The 21,706-nt window shown below is 44.4% G+C and carries 17 protein-coding genes; 9 read left to right on the top strand and 8 right to left on the bottom strand.

From position 1 onward, the window contains the following. Positions 1-53: 53 nt before the first annotated feature. From ACZQK9_RS05905 to ACZQK9_RS05895, 3 genes are all read left to right on the top strand, one after another. On the top strand, positions 54-1,157 hold the full coding sequence (locus tag ACZQK9_RS05905; protein WP_178017437.1) for an LCP family protein: 1,104 nt from the start codon (positions 54-56) through the stop codon (positions 1,155-1,157). Between the two features lie 287 nt (positions 1,158-1,444). Next, complete coding sequence (gene gltB, locus ACZQK9_RS05900; RefSeq protein ID WP_483269959.1) at positions 1,445-6,001, top strand: glutamate synthase large subunit; 4,557 nt, start codon at positions 1,445-1,447, stop codon at positions 5,999-6,001. 18 nt (positions 6,002-6,019) lie between these two features. Further along, positions 6,020-7,582, top strand: coding sequence for a glutamate synthase subunit beta (locus ACZQK9_RS05895; protein ID WP_483269958.1), 1,563 nt, complete (start codon positions 6,020-6,022; stop codon positions 7,580-7,582). A gap of 639 nt (positions 7,583-8,221) precedes the next feature. Here the strand turns inward: ACZQK9_RS05895 and ACZQK9_RS05890 are convergent. Next, positions 8,222-9,451 carry a 6-phosphofructokinase gene (locus tag ACZQK9_RS05890; protein ID WP_483269957.1) on the bottom strand — a complete coding sequence of 410 codons (1,230 nt, stop codon included), beginning with the start codon at positions 9,449-9,451 and terminating at the stop codon, positions 8,222-8,224. 544 nt (positions 9,452-9,995) lie between these two features. Here ACZQK9_RS05890 and galE point away from each other — a divergent pair. The 3 genes from galE to ACZQK9_RS05875 all read left to right on the top strand — a co-directional run bounded on the left by galE (position 9,996) and on the right by ACZQK9_RS05875 (position 13,662). Next, positions 9,996-11,021, top strand: coding sequence for a UDP-glucose 4-epimerase GalE (gene galE / locus ACZQK9_RS05885; RefSeq protein WP_178018413.1), 1,026 nt, complete (start codon positions 9,996-9,998; stop codon positions 11,019-11,021). A 169-nt stretch (positions 11,022-11,190) separates the two neighbouring features. Next, complete coding sequence (locus ACZQK9_RS05880; protein WP_483269956.1) at positions 11,191-11,532, top strand: type II secretion system protein; 342 nt, start codon at positions 11,191-11,193, stop codon at positions 11,530-11,532. Positions 11,533-11,898: 366 nt separating this feature from the next. Beyond that, positions 11,899-13,662, top strand: coding sequence for an ammonium transporter (locus tag ACZQK9_RS05875; protein WP_483269955.1), 1,764 nt, complete (start codon positions 11,899-11,901; stop codon positions 13,660-13,662). 87 nt (positions 13,663-13,749) lie between these two features. On the opposite strand, the gene ACZQK9_RS05870 is transcribed toward ACZQK9_RS05875, so the two are convergent. Then, positions 13,750-14,772 carry an acyltransferase family protein gene (locus tag ACZQK9_RS05870; protein WP_483269954.1) on the bottom strand — a complete coding sequence of 341 codons (1,023 nt, stop codon included), beginning with the start codon at positions 14,770-14,772 and terminating at the stop codon, positions 13,750-13,752. Between the two features lie 269 nt (positions 14,773-15,041). Between ACZQK9_RS05870 and ACZQK9_RS05865 the strand changes: the two genes are divergently transcribed. Further along, the gene (locus tag ACZQK9_RS05865) at positions 15,042-15,485 is read left to right on the top strand and encodes a DUF6465 family protein (protein WP_483269953.1); all 444 of its coding nucleotides are present in this window, start codon (positions 15,042-15,044) and stop codon (positions 15,483-15,485) included. A gap of 91 nt (positions 15,486-15,576) precedes the next feature. On the opposite strand, the gene proC is transcribed toward ACZQK9_RS05865, so the two are convergent. The 4 genes from proC to clpX are packed head-to-tail and all read right to left on the bottom strand — an operon-like array spanning position 15,577 to position 18,847. Beyond that, complete coding sequence (gene proC, locus ACZQK9_RS05860) at positions 15,577-16,374, bottom strand: pyrroline-5-carboxylate reductase (RefSeq protein ID WP_483269952.1); 798 nt, start codon at positions 16,372-16,374, stop codon at positions 15,577-15,579. Positions 16,375-16,380: 6 nt separating this feature from the next. Next, complete coding sequence (locus tag ACZQK9_RS05855) at positions 16,381-17,115, bottom strand: glycerophosphodiester phosphodiesterase (RefSeq protein ID WP_483269951.1); 735 nt, start codon at positions 17,113-17,115, stop codon at positions 16,381-16,383. After that, positions 17,112-17,450 carry a P-II family nitrogen regulator gene (locus tag ACZQK9_RS05850; RefSeq protein WP_178018406.1) on the bottom strand — a complete coding sequence of 113 codons (339 nt, stop codon included), beginning with the start codon at positions 17,448-17,450 and terminating at the stop codon, positions 17,112-17,114. Before ACZQK9_RS05850 ends, ACZQK9_RS05855 begins: the two co-directional genes overlap by 4 nt. A 23-nt stretch (positions 17,451-17,473) precedes the next feature. Next, positions 17,474-18,847 (bottom strand): ATP-dependent Clp protease ATP-binding subunit ClpX, encoded by a 1,374-nt coding sequence (gene clpX, locus ACZQK9_RS05845; RefSeq protein ID WP_178018405.1) that lies wholly within the window; start codon positions 18,845-18,847, stop codon positions 17,474-17,476. A gap of 199 nt (positions 18,848-19,046) precedes the next feature. Between clpX and ACZQK9_RS05840 the strand changes: the two genes are divergently transcribed. Beyond that, positions 19,047-19,412, top strand: coding sequence for a hypothetical protein (locus ACZQK9_RS05840; protein WP_483269950.1), 366 nt, complete (start codon positions 19,047-19,049; stop codon positions 19,410-19,412). 59 nt (positions 19,413-19,471) lie between these two features. Here the strand turns inward: ACZQK9_RS05840 and ACZQK9_RS05835 are convergent, their stop codons facing one another. Together ACZQK9_RS05835 and ACZQK9_RS05830 are read right to left on the bottom strand one after the other, a co-directional pair. Continuing rightward, entirely contained in the window at positions 19,472-19,819 is a 348-nt protein-coding gene (locus ACZQK9_RS05835) for a hypothetical protein (RefSeq protein WP_178018403.1), read from the bottom strand. A 94-nt stretch (positions 19,820-19,913) separates the two neighbouring features. Next, positions 19,914-20,816 carry a hypothetical protein gene (locus tag ACZQK9_RS05830; protein ID WP_483269949.1) on the bottom strand — a complete coding sequence of 301 codons (903 nt, stop codon included), beginning with the start codon at positions 20,814-20,816 and terminating at the stop codon, positions 19,914-19,916. A gap of 101 nt (positions 20,817-20,917) precedes the next feature. On the opposite strand from ACZQK9_RS05830, the gene ACZQK9_RS05825 reads away from it, so the two are divergent. After that, a complete protein-coding gene (locus tag ACZQK9_RS05825; protein ID WP_483269948.1) occupies positions 20,918-21,706 on the top strand; it encodes a hypothetical protein in 789 nt (262 codons plus the stop codon).

Raw genomic sequence — 21,706 nt, 5'->3', positions numbered from 1 at the left:
ATAGGTAAATAGTTTTGATCATAATAAAATTTTATAGATGGAAGGATAAAAAAATGAGCAAGAAAAAGGCAGGAATGAGTGCAAATGCCAAATGGGGAATTGCATTTCTGGTAGAAATCGTCGTAATGCTTTTCATGGTTGTAGGATATGTTTTCTTTTATGCCAATCGGAAACTGGACAATATCAATCGTCCGCAGAATTGGGATGACAGTAAAGAGAACCTGGATATCAATGAAGATGCAAATGAAGCGCAGAAAGGTTTCCGTACGATTGCACTGTTTGGTATTGATTCCAGAAGCACTGCTTCGATGGCAGAAGGAAATCGAAGTGATTCCATTATCATAGCAAGTATCAACAATGATACAAAGGAAGTAAAACTGGCTTCGGTATATCGTGATTCCCTGCTTCAGGTTGATTATGAAGGTGGTATCACAACGAAGATTACACATGCGTATGCATATGGTGGTCCTGAGATGGCAGTTCGTGCATTGAATGCGAATCTTGATTTGGAGATTACAGATTTTGTAACAGTGAACTTCACAGCATTGGCACAGGCAATTGATGATCTGGGCGGAATTACGATTGATGTCCGCGATGCAGAGCTTGAGATGCTGAACGCATGTATTACAGAACAGATTGGTATTTCAGGAGAATATTCCGACGGTGTATTTTCATCCGGAACACAGTTGCTGAATGGTACACAGGCAACTGGCTGGGCGCGTATCCGTAGTACAGATCAGGGAGATATCACCCGTACGGAGAGACAGAGAACTGTCATTGCAAAGATGATCCAGAAGGCCAAGAGTTCCGATCTGTCAACGATCAATAGCATCATTGATGATGTGTTCCCGAACATCTATACAAGTTTGACAAAGAAAGAACTGATGAGTCTTGCCAAGGATATGTTTGATTATAACCTTGGAGATACAATTGGATTCCCAATGGCTTATACACCAGTGACAACAGAAGCAAAGGGAGCAGTGTTAGTTCCGGCAGATTTGACAAACAATGTATCTGCTTTGCATCAGTTCCTATTTGGAACAGATGGATATACGCCAACTTCAAAGGTGCAGGAAATCAGTGGATCTTTACAGAATGAAACAGGCGTTGGGGCACAAGAGATAGATATGAATGTCTTTAATCCACCATCAGAGTAAAACAATTATAATTAAATTATATTATATATAGAAGAAACGCGTTTTTTACAGAATACTGCGAAAGACGCGTTTCTTTTTGCGTAATAAATATATGTAATTTGAAATGATAGTGAAAAACCTTCGTGAAAATATGTATTTGCTTGTTATTTTCCACAAATATACAAAAAATGGTTTACATTTCGAATAAAGTGTTGTATTATAGGCGCATGAGTTGAGAAAACAAAGTAAAAAATAAGTTTTGCTTTATTTTCGCCAGCAACAGATTTTTTGAGAAAGGAAAGACAAGCATGACGCAGATAAGAGATGAAAGAGCGCATATCGCAGAGCAAGGCATGTATGATAGCAGCTTTGAACATGATAACTGCGGTATTGGTGCAGTAGTAAACATTAAGGGTATTAAGACACACAAGACAGTCAGCGATGCACTTCGGATTGTGGAGAATCTGGAACATCGTGCCGGTAAGGATGCAGAAGGAAAGACCGGTGACGGTGTTGGTATATTGCTTCAGATCTCACATAAGTTTTTTAAGAAGGCAGCGAACGAGCTTGGCGTGGAGCTTGGAGAGGAACGTGATTATGGTATCGGTATGTTCTTCTTTCCACAGAATGAGCTTCAGCGTAAGCAGGCAATGAAGATGTTCGAGATCATCGTGGAGAAGGAAGGATTGGAATTCTTGTGCTGGAGAAAGGTTCCGACGAATCCAGGCATCCTTGGACATAAGGCTGTCGCTGTTATGCCATATATTATGCAGGCATTCGTGAAGCGTCCGAAGAACGTGGAGCGGGGACTTGATTTTGACCGGAAGCTGTTCGTAGTACGTCGTGTATTTGAGCAGTCAAATGAAGATACGTATGTGCCATCTCTTTCAAGTCGTACAATCGTATATAAAGGGATGTTCCTGGTAGGCGAGCTCCGGTTATTCTATCAGGATCTGCAGGATGAGGATTATGAGTCAGCCATCGGTCTGGTACATTCCAGATTCTCTACGAACACAACGCCGAGCTGGCTGCGTGCACATCCATACCGTTTCTTGGTTCACAATGGCGAGATCAACACGATCCGTGGTAACGAAGATCGTATGATCGCCCGTGAAGAGACGATGGATTCCGAGTATTTTAAAGGTGAGTTCCATAAGATCACGCCGGTGCTTGATCCGGATGGTTCGGATTCTGCAAGACTTGACAATGCACTGGAGTTCTTCGTTATGAACGGTATGCCGCTTCCGCTGGCAGTTATGATCCTGATTCCGGAGCCTTGGGATTCCAATAAATATATGCCGAAGGCAAAACGTGATTTCTATCAGTATTATGCAACGATGATGGAGCCTTGGGATGGACCGGCATCTATGCTCTTTACTGATGGCGATTACATGGGCGCCGTGCTTGACCGTAACGGACTTCGTCCTTCCCGTTATTATATTACCGATGATGATTATCTGATTCTTTCTTCAGAGGTCGGTGTCCTGGATATCGCACCGGAGCATGTTGTGATGAAGGATCGTTTGCGTCCGGGTAAGATGCTTCTTGTCGATACGAAGGCAGGAAAGCTGATCTCCGATGACGAGCTGAAAAACCAGTATGCAAATGCACAGCCATATGGTGAATGGCTCGACAGCAACCTGACATATCTGACCGATATTCCGATTCCGAATGAGCGTGTGCCGGAGCTTTCCGACGAGGAGAGAAGCCGTCTGCAGAAAGCATTTGGTTATACCTATGAGGAGTTTAAGACTGCGATTCTTCCAATGGCGCAGAATGGAGCCGAGGCAATTGCAGCAATGGGTGATGATACACCGCTTGCTGTGCTCTCCCATCAGAAATTGCCATTGTTTAATTATTTCCATCAGCTGTTTGCGCAGGTAACAAACCCGCCAATCGATGCAATCCGTGAGGAAATTGTTACCTCAACGACTGTGTACCTTGGACGTGATGGTAATATTCTTGAAGAAAAGCCGGAGAACTGCCGGGTGCTTCGTATCAACAATCCGATTCTGACGAATACAGATATGTTGAAGATCAAGAACCTGAACACAGAGAACTTGAAGGCAGCCGTTGTGCCAATTACGTATTATAAGAATACATCCCTGGAGAAGGCAATCGACCGAATCTTTGTTGAGGCAGATAAATTCTTCCGAGATGGTGCAAATATCCTGATCTTATCGGATCGTGGCGTCGATGAGAACCACGTAGCGATTCCGTCTCTGCTTGCGGTATCTGCAATGCAGCAGCATCTGGTCCGGACGAAGAAGCGTACTTCGGTTGCACTGGTTATTGAGAGTGCAGAGCCACGTGAGGTACATCATTTTGCAACCTTGCTCGGCTATGGAGCTTGTGCAATCAACCCATATCTGGCAATTGATACGATCAAGGACATGGTTGATACGCATTTCCTGAACAAGGATTTTTATGCAGCAGTCAACGATTACAACAGCGCAGTTCTGCATGGTATCGTAAAGATTGCATCGAAGATGGGTATTTCTACGGTGCAGTCCTACCAGGGTTCACAGATTTTCGAGGCGGTCGGACTGTCCGAGGAATTTGTGAAGAAATATTTCACGAATACAGTAAGCCGTGTCGGTGGCATCGGAATCAAAGATATCCAGCGTCATGTAGAGGAATTGCATAACTCTGCGTTTGATCCGCTTGGATTGTATACGAACCTAAGTTTAGAGAGTATCGGAAGTCACAAGATGCGGAGCGGAAAAGAGGAGCATCTGTACAATCCGAATACGATTCATCTTCTGCAGCAGGCAACCTGGACGGATAACTATGGTCTGTTCAAGCAGTATTCTGCAGCGATTGACGATGAAGAAAAAGCATTCCATCTGCGTGGACTGATGGAGTTCAATTATCCGGAGAATGGTGGAATCCCGATCGATCAGGTAGAACCGGTTGATTCCATTGTAAAGAGATTTAAGACCGGTGCGATGTCTTATGGTTCCATCTCGCAGGAAGCGCATGAGTGTATGGCAATCGCCATGAACCGTCTCGGCGGTAAGTCAAACTCCGGTGAAGGTGGCGAGAGCTTAGAGCGTATGCGTGGAAGCGAGGACGGCGTGAACCGCTGCTCTGCCATCAAGCAGGTTGCTTCCGGACGTTTCGGAGTTACTTCCGAATATCTGACAAGTGCGAAAGAGATTCAGATCAAGATGGCACAGGGAGCAAAGCCGGGTGAAGGTGGACATCTGCCGGGCGGAAAGGTATATCCTTGGATCGCCAAGACCAGACATTCAACACCTGGTGTAGGTCTGATCTCACCACCGCCACATCACGATATCTATTCGATCGAGGATCTGGCACAGTTGATCTATGATTGTAAAAATGCAAATACAGATGCACGTATCTCGGTAAAACTTGTATCGGAAGCTGGCGTCGGTACGATCGCAGCCGGTGTTGCAAAGGCGGGCGCACAGGTTATCCTGATCTCCGGTTATGATGGAGGTACGGGCGCTGCTCCGGCAAACTCCATCCATCATGCAGGACTTCCTTGGGAACTTGGCCTGGCTGAGACACACCAGACGCTGATCATGAACGACCTTCGTAATAAGGTAATTCTAGAGACCGATGGTAAGCTGATGACCGGCCGTGATATTGCAATCGCGGCAATCCTCGGCGCGGAGGAGTTCGGATTTGCAACAGCACCGCTTGTAACAATGGGCTGTGTCATGATGCGTGTATGTAATCTGGATACCTGTCCGGTCGGCGTGGCTACACAGAACCCGGAGCTTCGGAAACGGTTCAAGGGTAAGCCGGAATATGTCATGAATTTTATGCGGTTTGCTGCACAGGAGCTTCGTGAATATATGGCAAAGCTAGGTGTGCGTACGGTGGATGAACTGGTAGGAAGAACAGACCTGATCAAGGCCGGCAAGATGGCTGAGGAATATAATGTAGATCTGTCCCGTATCATAGACAATCCATTTGCAAATGATGCACAGAGCAAGATTAGTTATGCGAATAAGAATCCTTATAACTTCGAACTTGAGAAGACTGTCGATGAGACGGTTCTTATGAAGAAGCTTGGACCGGCACTCGAGAAGAAGCAGAAGAAGACGATCGAGATTGACGTATCGAATATCAATCGTTCACTCGGTACGATCTTCGGTTCTGAGATTACGAAGAAATATGGAACAACTCTGGATGAGGATACATTTGTTGTCAAATGCCACGGCAGCGGTGGACAAAGCTTCGGTGCATTTATCCCGAAGGGACTCACACTGGAACTGGTCGGCGACAGCAACGATTATATCGGTAAGGGGCTTTCCGGTGGTAAGATCATCGTCTACCCACAGGATGGCATCCGTTATGATGCATCCGAGAATATCATCGTCGGAAATGTAGCACTCTATGGTGCAACTTCCGGTAAGGCATTCATCAACGGTGTTGCCGGTGAGCGTTTTGCCGTTCGTAACTCTGGTGCAACGGCAGTTGTCGAGGGTGTCGGCGAGCATGGCTGCGAGTACATGACAGGTGGACGCGTCGTGATCCTTGGACCAACCGGTAAGAACTTCGCGGCTGGTATGAGCGGCGGTATCGCATATGTACTTGATATGGACAGTGATCTCTATATGAAGCTCAACAAGCAGATGGTCGAGGTTGAGTCTGTCGTTGATAAATACGATGTTATGGAATTGAAGGACATGATCGTGGAGCATGTTCAGTGTACGAATTCCAAGCGCGGTAAGGAAGTGCTTGAGCATTTCGAGGAGTACCTGCCGAAATTTAAGAAGATTATCCCACATGATTACAAGAAGATGATGTCAACAATCGGTCAGATGGAAGTCAAGGGACTTTCCAGCGAGCAGGCGTTGATCGAAGCATTCTATGCAATCAAGAATCATTAAGAGAGGAGCGTATGACTTATGGGAAAAAGTACAGGATTTATGGAGTATGAAAGACAGACCAGCAAGGAAGTACCGCCTCTTGAGCGTATAAAAAATTTTAGCGAGTTCCATGAGCCGCTTTCGATGGAAGAGCAGCGTAAACAGGCGGCACGTTGTATGGACTGTGGTGTGCCATTCTGCCAATATGGCAAGATGATTGCCGGTATGGCGTCCGGCTGTCCGCTCAATAACCTCGTGCCGGAGTGGAATGATAACGTGTATACAGGAAATATGGAGATGGCGTATAAGCGCCTCTCCAAGACGAATAACTTTCCGGAATTTACAAGTCGTGTCTGCCCGGCACTCTGCGAGGCGGCATGTACCTGTAATATCAATGGGGAGCCGGTCTGCACCAAGGAAAATGAACGCAGCATCATCGAAAATGCTTACGAGAAGGGTTATGTGAATTGCGAGCCGCCGAAGGTGCGAAGCGGGAAGCGCGTTGCCATCGTTGGTTCCGGTCCGTCCGGACTTGCAGCCGCTGATCAGTTGAACCGCCGAGGTCATCAGGTAACGGTATTCGAGCGTAGTGACCGTCTCGGTGGACTTCTGATGTATGGTATTCCGAACATGAAGCTGGAAAAGCAGATTATCGACCGCAAGATCGAGTGTCTGAAGAAGACTGGCATCGAGTTCGTAACCGGAACAGAAATTGCAAATGGAAAGAATAACTTAAGCCCGGCAGTTGCCAAGTGCGATGAGATGGCAGCGTATCTGACCGATGCCAAAGTGAAGAACGTAAAGGCGGAGAAGCTGCTCGAAGAATACGATGCAGTTGTCCTTGCGTGTGGCGCATCGAACCCGCGTGATATCAAGGTAACCGGGCGTGATGCGAAGGGCATTTATTTCGCCGTTGATTTCTTAAAGACAACAACGAGAAGCCTGCTCAATTCGAATTTTGCAGATGGAAAATATGTCAGTGCCAAGGGTAAAAAGGTACTTGTCATCGGTGGCGGTGACACCGGAAATGACTGTGTCGGAACATCCATCCGTCAGGGTGCGGTTGCTGTGACACAGCTTGAGATGATGCCGAAGCTTCCTGAGACACGTGCAGCGAACAACCCATGGCCGGAGTGGCCGAAAGTCCTGAAGACCGATTATGGTCAGCAGGAGGCGATCGCAAAGTTTGGACACGATCCACGTATCTATGAGACAACGGTGAAAGAGATTGTGAAGAACAAGGACGGTCAGGTTTGTGCAGCAAAATGCGTGAAGCTTGCATGGGAGAAAGATCCGGAGACCGGACGTATGAACATGAAGGAAATCCCGGACAGCGAGTACACAATCGAGTGTGATCTGATTCTGATTGCAGCCGGATTCCTCGGCACACAGAAGTATGTGGCAGATGCGTTCGGCGTGAAGCTGAATGCGCGTACGAATGTGGAGACCGCTCCGGGTGCGCACAAGACGAACGTGGATAAGGTGTACACGTGCGGCGATATGCACCGTGGACAGTCGCTGGTTGTATGGGCAATCCGCGAAGGACGTGACGCAGCGAAGGAAGTTGACACATTCCTCAATGGCTACTCAAATGATTTCTAGAGGCATGTTTGCCAACCTATGAAAATTTAATAAGAATTGCACACAGTAATATAAAGCCATCTACAGACGCGCTTTCGCTCACTTCCGCACATAACAGACACTAAGCTCTGGAGAAACAATTTTTCAAATTGTCCCTCCAATCGCTAAGTGCTGATGTGCTCCAATGGTCTGTTGATGGCTTATATTATGTGTGCAATTCATATTATCGTATCGAAGGTTGGCAAACATGCATGCACACATTCTTATTTATGATTGTGCGGATGCGCCAATTCCATTCAGAATGAATGTCACAACCTTGAAGTATGGAGAAGATATAGATGTATTAAAGAGGTACTTACCAAGAGGCATGTTTGCATCTTTCGAAGCGACCTTATTGTAGATAAAACCCGGAGGACAATGCAAAAAAAATGGAATTCGCTCAGATATGATATGTTTGCAGTTTTAGAATTACTTGGGACTCCTTCTATATAGCAGCAATGCTTGAACACGATGTTCAAGCAAGTTGCCACTGAGCCATGGATGGCGAATTGGCAACGGTTGCGTATATTGTCATTATATAAATTAGGAGTGCCTAGTAATTCTTAACTGCAATACAGTATATCTGAGCGAATTTCATTTTAATGTATTGAACTTCGGGTTTTACTTACAACCAACCTTCGTCAGATGCGAAACATCCAAGTAGTCCGCGATGCCATCCGCATAGTCTGTTGGAACTTCCCCAGCGACGAGCGGTTTCAGATACGCAATCATTTCTTTAGTCACGTCGTGGTGGTCAGGCGTAATCCAGGAGATAGGCACTTCCTTCGCCTGATTGGCAACTTCGCTGACTGGAGTATTGGAAAGCTCGTAGGTATATGGTGCATCGGACAGACGGTGCAGACTTACCATCTGTGCGCTTTCTCCGTTCTTGGCAAGCACAACTGCGTGTTTGCCAGAGAGGAAAGATTCCGTCAAGTCTGTCATACTTGCCATATGTCCGGCACAACGCTGCAGGACATTGACTTCGACGGAACGCACCTTGATGCCAAGCTTTTCCTTCACGAGGTATTCCAGCGTCTTTCCGGCACCGCTCAACTGTGCGTGCCCGAACTTGTCAGCGGCAGCATCGGTAGCAGAGATGTAGTTGCCGTCCTTGTCACGGATTCCCTCGGAGACGGCGACGATAACATTCTTATATTTTTTTACCTTTTCTTTTAAGTCTGTGATGAACTGTTCCTTGTCGAAGGCAACCTCCGGCAGATAGATCAGATGAGGAGCAAGGCTGAATTCATTTCTTGCAAGTACGGAAGCTGCAGTCAGCCAGCCGGCATCCCGTCCCATGATCTCGATGATATTGACACTCTCCAAATCGTAGATATAGGTGTCATAGGCAATTTCGCGGATCGAACTTGCAATGTACTTGGCAGCAGAGCCAAATCCCGGTGTATGATCCGTCATGATCAGATCGTTGTCGATGGTCTTAGGCACACCGATGATACGGATGTCATTGTCAATGGAAGCGGCGTAAGCGGACAGCTTGGCAACAGTATCCATTGAATCATTTCCACCGATATAGAAGAATGCCCCGATGTTCATCTCCTTGAAGATCGAGAAGATTTCCTCGTATATCGAAACGTCCTCGTTCATATCCGGTAGCTTGAACCGGCAGGATCCAAGGTACATGGCTGGCGTGCGCGCAAGCCTGTGGATGAACGCGTCATCCTTATCTGACAAATCCAGAAAATGTTTCTTCAACACGCCCTGAATTCCGTGAATCGCACCATAAATATTATCATATATTCCGAAGTCTCTGGCAGCGGCTACAACGCCGGCGAGAGACGCATTGATGGCGGCTGTCGGTCCGCCAGATTGTGCAACGATACAATTCATATTCGTATTAACTCCTTATTTCATAACTGGTAATCTGTTTCTGATAAATAAACAGGGGCAGATACTTTGTGAAATCATATTTACCCATATGAAATGATACTAACATAATTATGGTATGATAGCAATAAAAATGATAGGAGAGTTTGATAATGTGCCAGAAGTAATATATGAACTGTGATAAATCACATTTTTTCAAAAACATCCAAAAATCTTCAAGAAACATCCAAAAATTTTCAATTTTATTCTTGTCAGAAGTTATGTATTATAATATCAACAACAAAAGAAAAAACTTCGAAAGAAGTTAACCCCCTCTCCCCCCTTTTTATGTGACGAAGCTGCGAGATCCATTCCCCTCCCCTCTTTTTGGATTTCGCAGCTTTGTGTATAATTGGAACTTTTCAGGAGACTGGAATTGTTTGCTGACGCAGTCCATATATGGTAGAATACAAAATGCTGGGGAGTTTATAGAAATAGAATGTAAATATGTAGAATTAATTACATATTCCAGAAATAAAAGCAAAACAAGAAAGGTGGTACGCAGACTATGAAGATTTTAGTAACAGGTGGTGCAGGTTATATTGGAAGTCATACATGCGTGGAGCTGCTTGAGGCAGGTTACGATGTAGTGATTGTTGATAACCTTTATAATGCAAGTGAGAAGGCAGTAGATCGGATCGGGCAGATTACAGGTAAGACACCGGTATTCTATGAAGCGGATATCCGGGATTATGACAAAATGACAGAGATATTTGCAAAGGAACAACCGGATACCGTGATTCATTTTGCGGGACTCAAGGCAGTTGGTGAGTCTGTGCGCAAGCCTCTGGAATATTATGAGAACAATATCGCAGGTACATTGAATCTGTGCAAGGTTATGCGCGAGAATGGATGTAAGAATATTATTTTCTCTTCATCTGCAACGGTTTATGGCAATCCGGCATTTATTCCTATCACAGAGGAATGCCCGAAGGGTGTATGTACAAACCCATATGGCTGGACAAAGCATATGTTAGAGCAGATCCTGACAGACATTCAGTTTGCAGATCCTGAGTGGAATGTGATTCTGCTTCGTTACTTCAACCCGATCGGTGCACATAAGAGCGGTCTGATCGGCGAAGATCCGAAGGGAATCCCGAACAACCTGCTTCCGTATGTGGCACAGGTGGCAATCGGCAAGCTTCCTTGTGTAGGTGTATTTGGTGATGATTACGATACACCGGATGGTACAGGCGTGCGTGATTATATTCATGTTGTTGATCTTGCGAAGGGACATGTGGCAGCTATCAATAAGATTAAGGAAAATCCGGGTGTTAAGGTATACAACCTTGGAACCGGAAAGGGATACAGTGTACTCGATGTAATCCATGCGTTCAGTAAGGCATGTGGAAAGGAGCTTCCATATGAGATCAAGCCTCGCCGGGCAGGTGATATCGCAACCTGTTATTCCGATGCAAGCCTTGCGAAGAAGGAACTTGGATGGGAAGCACAGTATGATATTGATGAGATGTGCGCAGATTCGTGGAAGTGGCAGTCTATGAACCCGGACGGGTATAACACACCGGAAAAGTAAAAGCTAAAATAAAAATTGATAAAAAAGAATCGAGCAGGAGCCGGCCTGCCCGATTCTTTTTTTGCCATTTTACATTAATATTCTGTAAATAAGTACATAAATATGATAAATTACCGATATTACAAATAGAAAATTCTTCTATAACAGGGGGGATTGCATGAGAAGGAGCATGAAAAACAAAGGATTTACATTGGTAGAATTAATTGTTGTGATCGTGATATTGGCAATTCTTGCAGCAATTCTGGTACCGGCATTGCTCGGTTATATAGATAAGGCAAAGAAGAATCAGGACATACTGAACGCGAAGAATTGTCTGACCGCAGCACAGACGGAATTCGTGGAATTGTATGCGAAAGGTGAACCGATATGTAAGGGAACCGGACAGAATTATTTTATAGTAAATGGGGATTCCATTCATATGCAGTTTTATTTTGTATCGGCGCCTGACAAGAACAATATGGGAAATAACTGGGAAGAACTGAAGAAACACTTAAAAGTGAACCAAAAGTAACTGGAAGGAAATATGAAGGTTGATTCTCAGAGAAACAAAGATCACGAACTTGATAAAAGGAAGTAAAACGGCTAATGCGATAGAAAAAGAGAAGCAAAAATGCATTTTTGCTTCTTTTTTTCTATTAAACTTAAAAAATTGTTAACGATCCGCGATTGCACTTTCAAAAATTAATCGTTTTCATTACTTGCACTTGAGAAACGAATGTAAAAACAAGAATATACTTGATATAATTACAATATATGAAGAAATGACTTGGTAAAACTGTTTGACAAATTAATTTTATTAAGTATAATGACAACATGTTGAGTGAGAAGAGCTAGCAGACTTAACAAAAGAATTTGACGAGATGAGGAGGAAATGATTATGACAGAAGAAATTATGAATGCAATTTCAAGTGAAGTCTACGGCGTCTGGTTCTTAATCGGTGCGGCGTTGGTATTCTGGATGCAGGCAGGTTTCGCGATGGTGGAGGCAGGATTTACCAGAGCGAAGAACACTGGTAACATCATCATGAAGAACCTGATGGACTTCTGTATCGGTACCGTGATGTTTATCCTGATCGGTTTCGGTTTGTTCTTAGGTGAGGATGTGGCAGGTATTGTAGGTAAGCCTGGCTTTGATATCTTCACAAATTATGCAAATTTTGATTGGTCAAACTTCGTATTTAACTTAGTGTTCTGTGCTACGACAGCAACAATCGTATCCGGAGCGATGGCAGAGAGAACCAAGTTCTTATCCTACTGTGTTTACTCCGCAGTAATCTCTGCAGTCATCTATCCGATTGAAGCACACTGGACATGGGGCGGCGGCTGGTTGTCTAAGATGGGCTTCCACGATTTTGCCGGTTCGAACTGTATCCACATGGTTGGTGGTATCTGTGCCCTGATTGGAGCAGCTATCCTTGGACCACGTATTGGTAAGTTTAAGAAGCAGAAGGATGGAAGCATCAAGGTTGGTGCATTCCCTGGACATAACTTAGCGCTTGGTGCACTTGGTGTATTTATCCTGTGGCTTGGCTGGTATGGATTTAATGGTGCAGCCGCAACATCGGTTCCACAGCTTGGTGCGATCTTCACAACAACAACGATTGCTCCTTCTGTTGCAACAGTGGTATGTATGATCTTTACATGGATTCGTTATGGTAAGCCGGATGTATCTATGTGTCTGAATGCATCTCTGGCAGGTCTGGTAGCAATCACAGCACCATGTGATGTTGCAGATGCGACTGGCGCAATTGTAATCGGTGCGGTATCCGGTGTACTCGTAGTATTTGGTGTATGGCTGCTTGATAACAAGCTCCGTGTCGATGATCCGGTTGGTGCAGTAGCTGTTCACATGATGAATGGTATCTGGGGTACTATCGCAGTTGGACTTTTTGCTACAGACAGTACACCTACCTATTCTCTTGCAGATGCAAATGGTGACAAATTACTTGGTCTCTTCTATGGTGGAGGATTCAAGCTCCTTGGTATTCAGTTGACAGGTATGCTTGCAACAGCAGCATGGACAGCTGTTACAATTACAATCACATTCCTTGTAATTAAGAAAATCTTTGGTCTGCGTGTATCCGCTGAGGAGGAAATCACAGGTCTGGATGCAACTGAGCATGGCTTAGAGACAGCTTATGCAGGATTCATGACATATGGCGATCACATCAGCAGCGATGGTACGACAACGGTATCAACTCCTGTGATTTCGGAGAATGCAGTACCTGAGGATGAGGCAGTTCCGGTTCAGGTTATGAGTGGTGGCACAGGTGTTGCTTCGGATGTCAAGCTTACAAAGATTTCTATCATATGTAAGCAGAATAAGTTTGAGGATCTGAAGAATGCTTTGAACGATGCCGGTGTAACAGGTATCACAGTCACACAGGTACTTGGATGTGGTGCCCAGAAGGGTCAGACGAAGTACTATCGTGGTGTTAAGATGGATATGACATTGCTTCCGAAGGTAAAGGTGGAAGTCGTTGTCAGCAAGGTTCCGGTTGCTACCGTTGTAAAGGCAGCAAAGAAAGCGCTTTATACAGGAAGCATCGGCGATGGCAAGATCTTTGTCTATGGTGTTGAGAATGTAATCAAGGTTCGTACCGGAGAAGAAGGTTACGACGCTTTGCAGGGAGAAAACTAAATCATTTCCTTACATATAAAGAAAGGCGGTCTGTATGTTATGTGCAGACCGCCTTTTGCTATAAGGTTTCACCGGATACAAGATGATTCAGGAAACATGAACCCTTTGTTGAATCCACGCATTATAGATTTTGAAAGGCTTTTCGAACAGTGGCTGTGCAAGTATGATTACGAGAATTATCGCGATGATAAGCCATAAAATATTTGCCCATCCATGAAAATGCTGATACAGGAACGGATATGTCTCCGCGTATTCCAGATAGAAGAGAACCGGACGATGGAAAAAATAAATCGACATCGATTCTTTTCCAAGGACATCAAGATGGAACAGCTTTCTCCTTGGAATGATACTCATAATACATACACCGATAATAAATGTGATCATATAAGCGGACAGCCGGAACAAAATTCCGATTTCGCCTGCGTCATCCAGTAAAGCTTCATAGGAGCTCCGCCCGGTGAAGAAACGGCGGAAAATATAGAAACTGTCTATATTTACGCGGCAGAGAATAAAAAATGTAAGTACAATTATTGGTGCGAGTATCCGCAGGCTCCGCCTGTGAAGCTGGAATTCTAATTTGTTCACGTCGCTCATCCATCCGAGCACGAACCATGGGAAGAATACAAGACAGCGAGAAAATGCAAATACATCCCCAATTCCGTTGTCATAGCCTGCCATCAGTGCAATGAAGAAAGATATCGCGAACACCTTGCGCTTATCCATATTACGAAGCAGGTAGGCACAAGTATAAAACACGCACATTGCAAACAGATACCAGGGAACCCCGTCTGTTTTTACAAGTGAAAATGTCAGATCAGGATTGTTCAGGCGCTGGAATGGAAAAATCAGCAATTTTAACAGAACAAACAGACCAGCAAAGCTTGCAAGCTTTTTACAGAAGCGTTCCTTTGTTTTGATTGCATGCTCACACATAAGACCACTTGCAAATACAAATAAGGGCATGTGAAAGCTGTAAATAAATAAAAATAAAGATTTGCACATATTGGAATGGTAGTCAATTCCGCTCTCTAAAAAATGCCCGGCGACAACACAGATAATCAAAAATCCTTTTACATTGTCCAGCCAGATGTTTCTTTTTTGCGTAGACATAGAAGGAACTCCTTTTCTTATAATAAATAATATGCTATAAAAGCTGTCGTTTATAGTAGTCTTGTCGGGGACAAAAGTCAATAGAAATTCATTGTGCAAAATGTCCTCTTTTTTTCTTGAAAGCGCAAATCCATTGGTAAATACTTAAGAAAATGCCAAAAAGCCTTGCAAATTCAAGGAAAGTGGCGTAATATCATGTCAACAAATGAAATAAAAGACAACATAGTGATACTGAAAATATACATACAAATTTTACGGAGGAATGGATTATGGCAGTAAAGAAAGCAACAGTTGACGCAACTATGGCAAAGGTAGAAGCAGCAAAGGCAGCAGCACCTGCAAAGGAAGAAGTAAAGAAGGCAGCAGCTCCGGCTAAGAAAGCAGAGCCAGCAAAGAAGGCAGTAGCTCCTGCAAAGGAAGAAGCAAAGAAGGCAGCAGCTCCTGCAAAGAAAGCAGAGCCGGCAAAGAAAGCAGCAGCTCCAGCTAAGAAAGCACCTGCTAAGAAGACAGCTCCAGCTAAGGCAGCAGCTCCTAAGGCTGTAAAGCTTTTTGTTGAGTATCAGGGTGGTCAGGTATCCACAGAAGATATCGCGGCAAAGGCAGCAGAGGCAAGTGGAAAGAAAGCCATCAAGGAGTTGAACGTATACTATCAGCCAGAGACAAACATGGTATACTATACAGCAGATGGAACAGAGGGTTCTTTCTCATTATAATTTGTATTCCCAAAACCTTTCATAAAAAAGAAGCACTCGATGATATTGATCGGGTGCTTCTTTTTTATGTTTTTATATAAGATGAAAGCGGCTAAATTCCCTTTGCTTTTGCAGTGCATGCTTTCATGGCATCCATGACCGCACCGCGGAAGCCTTTTTCTTCTAAGACACGAACTGCCTCAATCGTTGTTCCGGCAGGAGAGCAGACCATATCTTTTAACTCTGCCGGATGCTTTCCGGTTTCTAAAACCATCTTTGCACTTCCGAGTACCGCCTGTGCTGCAAACTTATAAGCCTGTGCCCGTGGCATACCATCGGCAACTGCGGCATCTGCCATCGCTTCGATAAACAGGAATACATAAGCCGGAGAACTGCCACTGACAGAGACAACGGCATCCATCAGGGATTCCGGGATAGCTTCAGCAAGTCCAAAGCTGCTCAGTAATTTTAAGACATATGTAAATTCTTCTTCTGTGACTAGATCGTTCTTACAGACCCCGGTGATTCCTTCTCCGACAAGGGCTGGTGTATTTGGCATGGTACGGACAATCTTTACGTCGCCGAGACGTTCGCCAAGCCACGCAAGTGTCTTGCCGGGTGCGATCGTAACAATGATCTGTCCGGACGGGAGCGTCGGCTGAATCTCAGAAATCACTGTCTCATAATATTGTGGTTTTACGGATAAGAATAACACATCTGCCTGTGTGGAAACCTCTGTGTTTGATGCTGTTGTACAGATGCCGAGGTTTTCCTTTGCTTTTTCACGAGCAGCTTGCGAAGCGTCTGCTGCAATAATTTCAGAAGCGTCGATACTGGCGTGTGATTTCAATCCGCCGATAATGGCGCTTGCCATATTTCCACAACCAATAAATCCAACTTTGTATTTCATGCTTGTTCATCCTTTCTGTCTTTGTTTGTCTGATTCTTCAAAAGCCATGCGTGCCTGCAAACCAAAATCGGGTCGGTCGGTAATGATTCCGTCGACACCTTTGTGAATCAGCTTGCTCATCTTTGCAATATCATTGACTGTCCATGCGTAAACCTCTTTATGATGCAGATGCATGCGCAGGAGAAATTCCCGTGTCACAAACTGGAAATGTGGTGAAATGAAATCTGCCTTGCACATATGCAGCCGGTGAAGAGGAAAATATTCGTTTAAACGATGGACAATCGTGTTGCGCGGTGTTCCAATCAATAAACCTGCTTTGATGTTCGGATCAATCTCTTTGATGCGGAGCACTGAATGGTCGATAAACGATTTCATCATATAATCAGGATAATCATAATAACGTTCCACCAGATCAATCACTCTCTGTTCATATCCGGTCTCCTTTAACTCAATATCCAGCTTGATTTTGCCACGGCACAACTCAAGAACCTCCTGCAAAAGAGGAACCCTGTAACCGTGCGTCCCCGTGACCTTGCAGATCTCGTCATAGGTAAGCTGCCGGATATCTGTGCCATTTAAGTCCGGGTTATGAAATACGATCATCTGATGATCTCTGGTTCTTCGAATATCGAACTCTGCAAAATCTGCCTGTAGGTTGATTGCAATCTGGAACGATTCTAATGTATTTTCATGGGTAGCGAGTGCTGAAGCACCACGATGTGCGATAATCGCAGTTATCATAGAGCATCATCTCCGCGCTCGCCGGTACGAATACGTACAGCATCTTCTATATTATATACAAATATTTTGCCATCTCCATAACTTCCGGTTGGGATACGTTCTGTAATCATGGAAATTAATTTCTCACATACATCATCGGAGACAACCGTCTCAACCTTCAGTTTTGGAAGCAGATTTACAAAATAATCGCCGTTGTGATGCTGGGATTTATATCCCTTTTGGTTGCCGTAGCCCATGATGTTGCTGACCATAGCTCCGGTTGTGCTGCATTCATCCAAAATCTCTTTCATGTCATCCAGCTTCTCAGGTCGGATGATCACTTCCACTTTTTTCATCTTGATACCTCCTGTCCTGTTGTTTAAATATTGGTACCACGTAATTCGATGATCGGTGCGCCCTTGCCATTGATATAATCGCCGGTGATGGTGACACGACCGATATTGTCGTCGCGCGGAATCTCATACATAATATCCATCATAAATTTCTCGATGATTGCACGGAGTGCACGGGCACCGGTTTTTTTCTCCATTGCTTTTTCTGCAATTGCTTCGTAGGCACTGTCATCGAATTCGAGATCTACCTCATCCAAGGCAAGCAGTTTCTTGTACTGCTTCAGAATTGCATTTTTTGGTTCCTTTAAAATCTTGATGTACATGTCTTTGTCCAGTGCATCCAGAGTGAAAAGTACTGGGAGACGACCAAGAAATTCAGGAATCATACCGAATTCACGCAGATCCTCGGTTGTCACTTCCTTGATCAGATTATCGTTTTTGTCATATTTATCTTTCAGGTCTGCTGCAAAGCCCATAGAAGACTGCTTGTTCAGACGCTGTTTGATGATGTCCTCGATATCTGGGAATGCACCACCGCAGATAAATAAGATATTTCGCGTATTCATCGTCGTCATCGGTGTCATGGCGTTCTTGCTGCCGGAACCAACAGGTACCTCAACTTCGGCACCTTCTAAGATCTTCAGAAGTCCCTGCTGTACAGATTCACCGCTGACATCACGGCTGCGCGTTTCCTTCTTCTTCGCAATCTTGTCGATTTCATCGATAAAGACGATTCCGCGTTCCGCTTTCTCAACATCGTTATCTGCGACGGCAAGAAGCTTGGAGAGGATGCTCTCTACGTCATCTCCGATATAACCAGCTTCTGTCAACGTGGTAGCATCGGTGATGGCGAGTGGAACCTGTAAGATTTTCGCAATCGTCTGAACCAGATACGTCTTACCGCATCCGGTTGGACCGAGCATCAGCATGTTGGATTTTTCAATCTCGATGTCGTCCATCGTGTCTGTGATCACACGCTTGTAATGATTGTATACCGCAACAGACATGGCACGCTTCGCATATTCCTGTCCTACGACATATTCATCGAGCATTGCTTTGATTTTGTGAGGGGCTGGAACATCCGCCATCGTGAGCGGTTTCTGTTCTTTTTCTTCCTTCTGCTTTTTCTTCTTTTTGACCTTCTGGGAAGTTGGAATATCATCAAATGGCATGAACTGCGACATGTTGATATTCGGCATCTTGGAAAGATCTAAAAACTGCATCGCTCCATTGTTAAAGGAGTCGAAGCTTTTCTGCATACAGTCGTTGCAGATATACATATTTCCCGGCATCCGGATAAATGGACCGGCCTCGGATTCCGGTCTGCGACAGAGATAGCAATACTTTTCGTATTCATCATCGTCGTTGTTATTTTGATTATTTCCGTTGTTGTCTGGCATAATTTCCTCCTTATGTATATGCATAAAAATGCATCCTTATTATAGCACGGAAATGTACATATGACTATGGAATATTTATGCAGACAGCGATATAATAAATGAAAAGTGATGGCAGCAGGATACAGACAAAAATAAATGAAACTGTGTAAGAGATTTAGATAAATTAGAAAATAAGAGAAACTGGCAGGAGGAATGGAAGATGAAAAAGAGAATTACCGAATATCTGGCATATATTGATGCACTGTTAGAGAAGGATGATGTCGACTGGGAGCATGAGAAAGAAAAACATCTGATACAGATTGCTTTTTTTGCACATGAGCGGCAGGTACATCTGATTGTAATGGCGTTGTTTGCGATTGCAACCGTGATTTCTATTTTATATTTGAATTTCAGTGGCTCATTGATTATCGTGGCACTGGTGTTTGCACTTCTGGTGTTGTTGATTCCATATGTCATGCATTATTATCTGTTAGAAAACAGTGTGCAGAAAATGTACGAACAATATGATCGTATGATGAACAAGATTGAGCCATCTTTTCGGGTAAAACCGGATGACAAAAAATAAAACAAGGTTCCGTTTGTAGTGTAGAAACTGCACCACAGGCGGAACCTTTTTCTTTGTTGTTATCGCTTGCTTTGATTTCCGTCGACAGCATCTTCCACGCCGTCAACTGCATCTTTCACACCATTGCCAACACCCTCGGCAGCATCCTTGACACCCTCGCCGACGCCCTCGGCAGCGTCTTTTACTCCTTCACCGACACCGTCTGCAGCATCTTTGATGCCGTTTCCAACACCGTTGGAATTGGTAGCATTGCCACCGGTTGCGTTGTTATTTTCGGTTGTCATCTGTGTTTGTTCAGAAGTTGTTGCGTTGTCTTTACTCGTCTCGTCCGTACCACATCCACACATACAGATGGAAAGCATCATAGCAGTTGCAACAATCGCAGCAGTTGTCTTAAATTTTTTCATAATAAAAACACTCCTTATCTAGTTTTCATTCTATAAAAATAGTATGAACCTAAATAAGGAGATTATTTTACCAATTTCCGGTAATTTTCGAAATTCAATCCGATGGTGTCAGACAGGTACAGTCATCAGAACCGGTACAGCTTTCGCAGTTTCGCTTTTGATCAAGCGGATTGCAAAGCTCCAATGGCTTGATGTTCCGGTCTAAGAGGCTTCCGCTTACAAAGCTCATGCAGACAGAATCCTCCGGACCTGCCAGTGTGCCCTTGGATACGATTGCTTTTCCGTTGTGAGGAATCCGGTATTGGTTATAGTAGATTGATTTTACGATCAAGGTAAGCCCTACCGTCATTTCTGCGCTTGCAATATCGAAGTTCAATACCTTGGACATCGCCATGAGATTGAGTCCCTGTGACACTGTTCCATTGGTGGAGAGGAAGCCGATAAAATTCAGGTTTGGTGTTGCTGCCGTCGTATCGGTATAAGTGACACCATAAGGGGCGAACAACTGCATCGTTACAGAAGTTGGGTTGGTATCTTCGTCGTATTCCGGATCCGTAGTTGTCGAAGGAAGATAGACAACACCTGTAACCGGGAGTGTTGCAAGCAGACGTTTGCAGCAGTCGTAGGCATAGATGACAAAATCAACGGTCAGGTTCGTAAGTGTCAGCTCGTAGCAGTTTGGACGTCCTGCAATCGGCTTGATTGTTACGGAAGGCGCCGCTCCTGTTGCAAAGGTAATGTTCGTAACCTCTGCCCGGATATATGCCGTTGTTGGATAATCTGCAAGCAGGGTAGCAAGCGGAATTGTCCGGCATACATTGATTCCGATCTCGTCGTAGATGACAGGAACAAGCACTGTTAACAGCTTTGGATCGCCACACTGCGGTGTTACACATACATCGGTACAGGTATCAGTTAAGCTGTATGCGCAGGAATCTGTGTTGTTTGCAACTGCATTGCTTAAGACTTTTTTGTTACAGCCACAGCATTTAGACATGTTCGTTTCCTTTCAGATATGCTTACAATAATATATTCAGATTATGCATTTTTGTTCGGTTTCTATAATATATTTGTAAAAGAAAGAATTGGGAGGCAGACTTGGAGGCAGTTTATAGATGGAAAGGGGATAAACGGATTTTACTCTATGAGGAGGGAAATCAAATTCTGGCGCAGGTAATTGGAGCTGGCAGGACGGTACAATGGGGCAGTTTGTGCCGGGATTATCATTCCTGTGGTGTAAGTCTGCACTGGGAGGATGAAATCTATGTGGCATATGTCAATACAGAAAATGTTTTAATGTGGGATAAGCTTTTCGCGGAGGGACGGCTGGTTCTTGTAAAGGGCGATGCTTGGGGGAGCATTTCGGAGGTTCAGATCGCACAGATCACAGGAGAGCAGACACAGCTATATGTATGGTATCGTATGACAGATCCGGGAGATGGGACGGACAGTCTGTATGTGATAAATCCACTTGGGGAGAGGAAGGTTCAGAGGTTGGTGCACGGAACAGGACGGATTGAGCGTTATGAGATTTTACAGCATGGTGAAGTCAGTTATCTTCTATATAAATTAGCAACGGAAAACAAGCCGCGGATATTTGCCGTGGATGTTTCCAGATTAGGTGACATAAGTCTGTCGGAGTATATATTATGTAAAGAACAGACGATGCAGGAACTTGAAAAGCGATGTAAAGAAAATGACAGAAATTATAATGAAGCAATCCGGAAGATGCAGGACGATTATGAGTCGCGGTTGAAATCAACAGTAAAAAATATGGAACAGCGGTACAAACAGCAATATGATGAGCTGGCAAAGCTGACACAGGGTATGCAGGAGGAAGGCCGCAAGTGGCGGGAATTATATTACAAAAGTATTACAAAAGATTAA

The organism is Wujia sp. (assembly GCF_056872695.1).
The sequence above is the reverse complement of the archived record's forward strand: the minus strand, read 5'-3'. Positions and strand labels throughout refer to the sequence as shown.

What these genes read in the sequence shown, in the direction of transcription:
- ACZQK9_RS05905 (WP_178017437.1), top strand. Translation starts at nt 54, where the DNA reads ATGAGCAAGAAAAAGGCAGGAATGAGTGCAAATGCCAAATGGGGAATT.
- gltB (WP_483269959.1), top strand. Translation starts at nt 1,445, where the DNA reads ATGACGCAGATAAGAGATGAAAGAGCGCATATCGCAGAGCAAGGCATG.
- ACZQK9_RS05895 (WP_483269958.1), top strand. Translation starts at nt 6,020, where the DNA reads ATGGGAAAAAGTACAGGATTTATGGAGTATGAAAGACAGACCAGCAAG.
- ACZQK9_RS05890 (WP_483269957.1), bottom strand. Translation starts at nt 9,451, where the DNA reads ATGAATTGTATCGTTGCACAATCTGGCGGACCGACAGCCGCCATCAAT.
- galE (WP_178018413.1), top strand. Translation starts at nt 9,996, where the DNA reads ATGAAGATTTTAGTAACAGGTGGTGCAGGTTATATTGGAAGTCATACA.
- ACZQK9_RS05880 (WP_483269956.1), top strand. Translation starts at nt 11,191, where the DNA reads ATGAAAAACAAAGGATTTACATTGGTAGAATTAATTGTTGTGATCGTG.
- ACZQK9_RS05875 (WP_483269955.1), top strand. Translation starts at nt 11,899, where the DNA reads ATGACAGAAGAAATTATGAATGCAATTTCAAGTGAAGTCTACGGCGTC.
- ACZQK9_RS05870 (WP_483269954.1), bottom strand. Translation starts at nt 14,772, where the DNA reads ATGTCTACGCAAAAAAGAAACATCTGGCTGGACAATGTAAAAGGATTT.
- ACZQK9_RS05865 (WP_483269953.1), top strand. Translation starts at nt 15,042, where the DNA reads ATGGCAGTAAAGAAAGCAACAGTTGACGCAACTATGGCAAAGGTAGAA.
- proC (WP_483269952.1), bottom strand. Translation starts at nt 16,374, where the DNA reads ATGAAATACAAAGTTGGATTTATTGGTTGTGGAAATATGGCAAGCGCC.
- ACZQK9_RS05855 (WP_483269951.1), bottom strand. Translation starts at nt 17,115, where the DNA reads ATGATAACTGCGATTATCGCACATCGTGGTGCTTCAGCACTCGCTACC.
- ACZQK9_RS05850 (WP_178018406.1), bottom strand. Translation starts at nt 17,450, where the DNA reads ATGAAAAAAGTGGAAGTGATCATCCGACCTGAGAAGCTGGATGACATG.
- clpX (WP_178018405.1), bottom strand. Translation starts at nt 18,847, where the DNA reads ATGCCAGACAACAACGGAAATAATCAAAATAACAACGACGATGATGAA.
- ACZQK9_RS05840 (WP_483269950.1), top strand. Translation starts at nt 19,047, where the DNA reads ATGAAAAAGAGAATTACCGAATATCTGGCATATATTGATGCACTGTTA.
- ACZQK9_RS05835 (WP_178018403.1), bottom strand. Translation starts at nt 19,819, where the DNA reads ATGAAAAAATTTAAGACAACTGCTGCGATTGTTGCAACTGCTATGATG.
- ACZQK9_RS05830 (WP_483269949.1), bottom strand. Translation starts at nt 20,816, where the DNA reads ATGTCTAAATGCTGTGGCTGTAACAAAAAAGTCTTAAGCAATGCAGTT.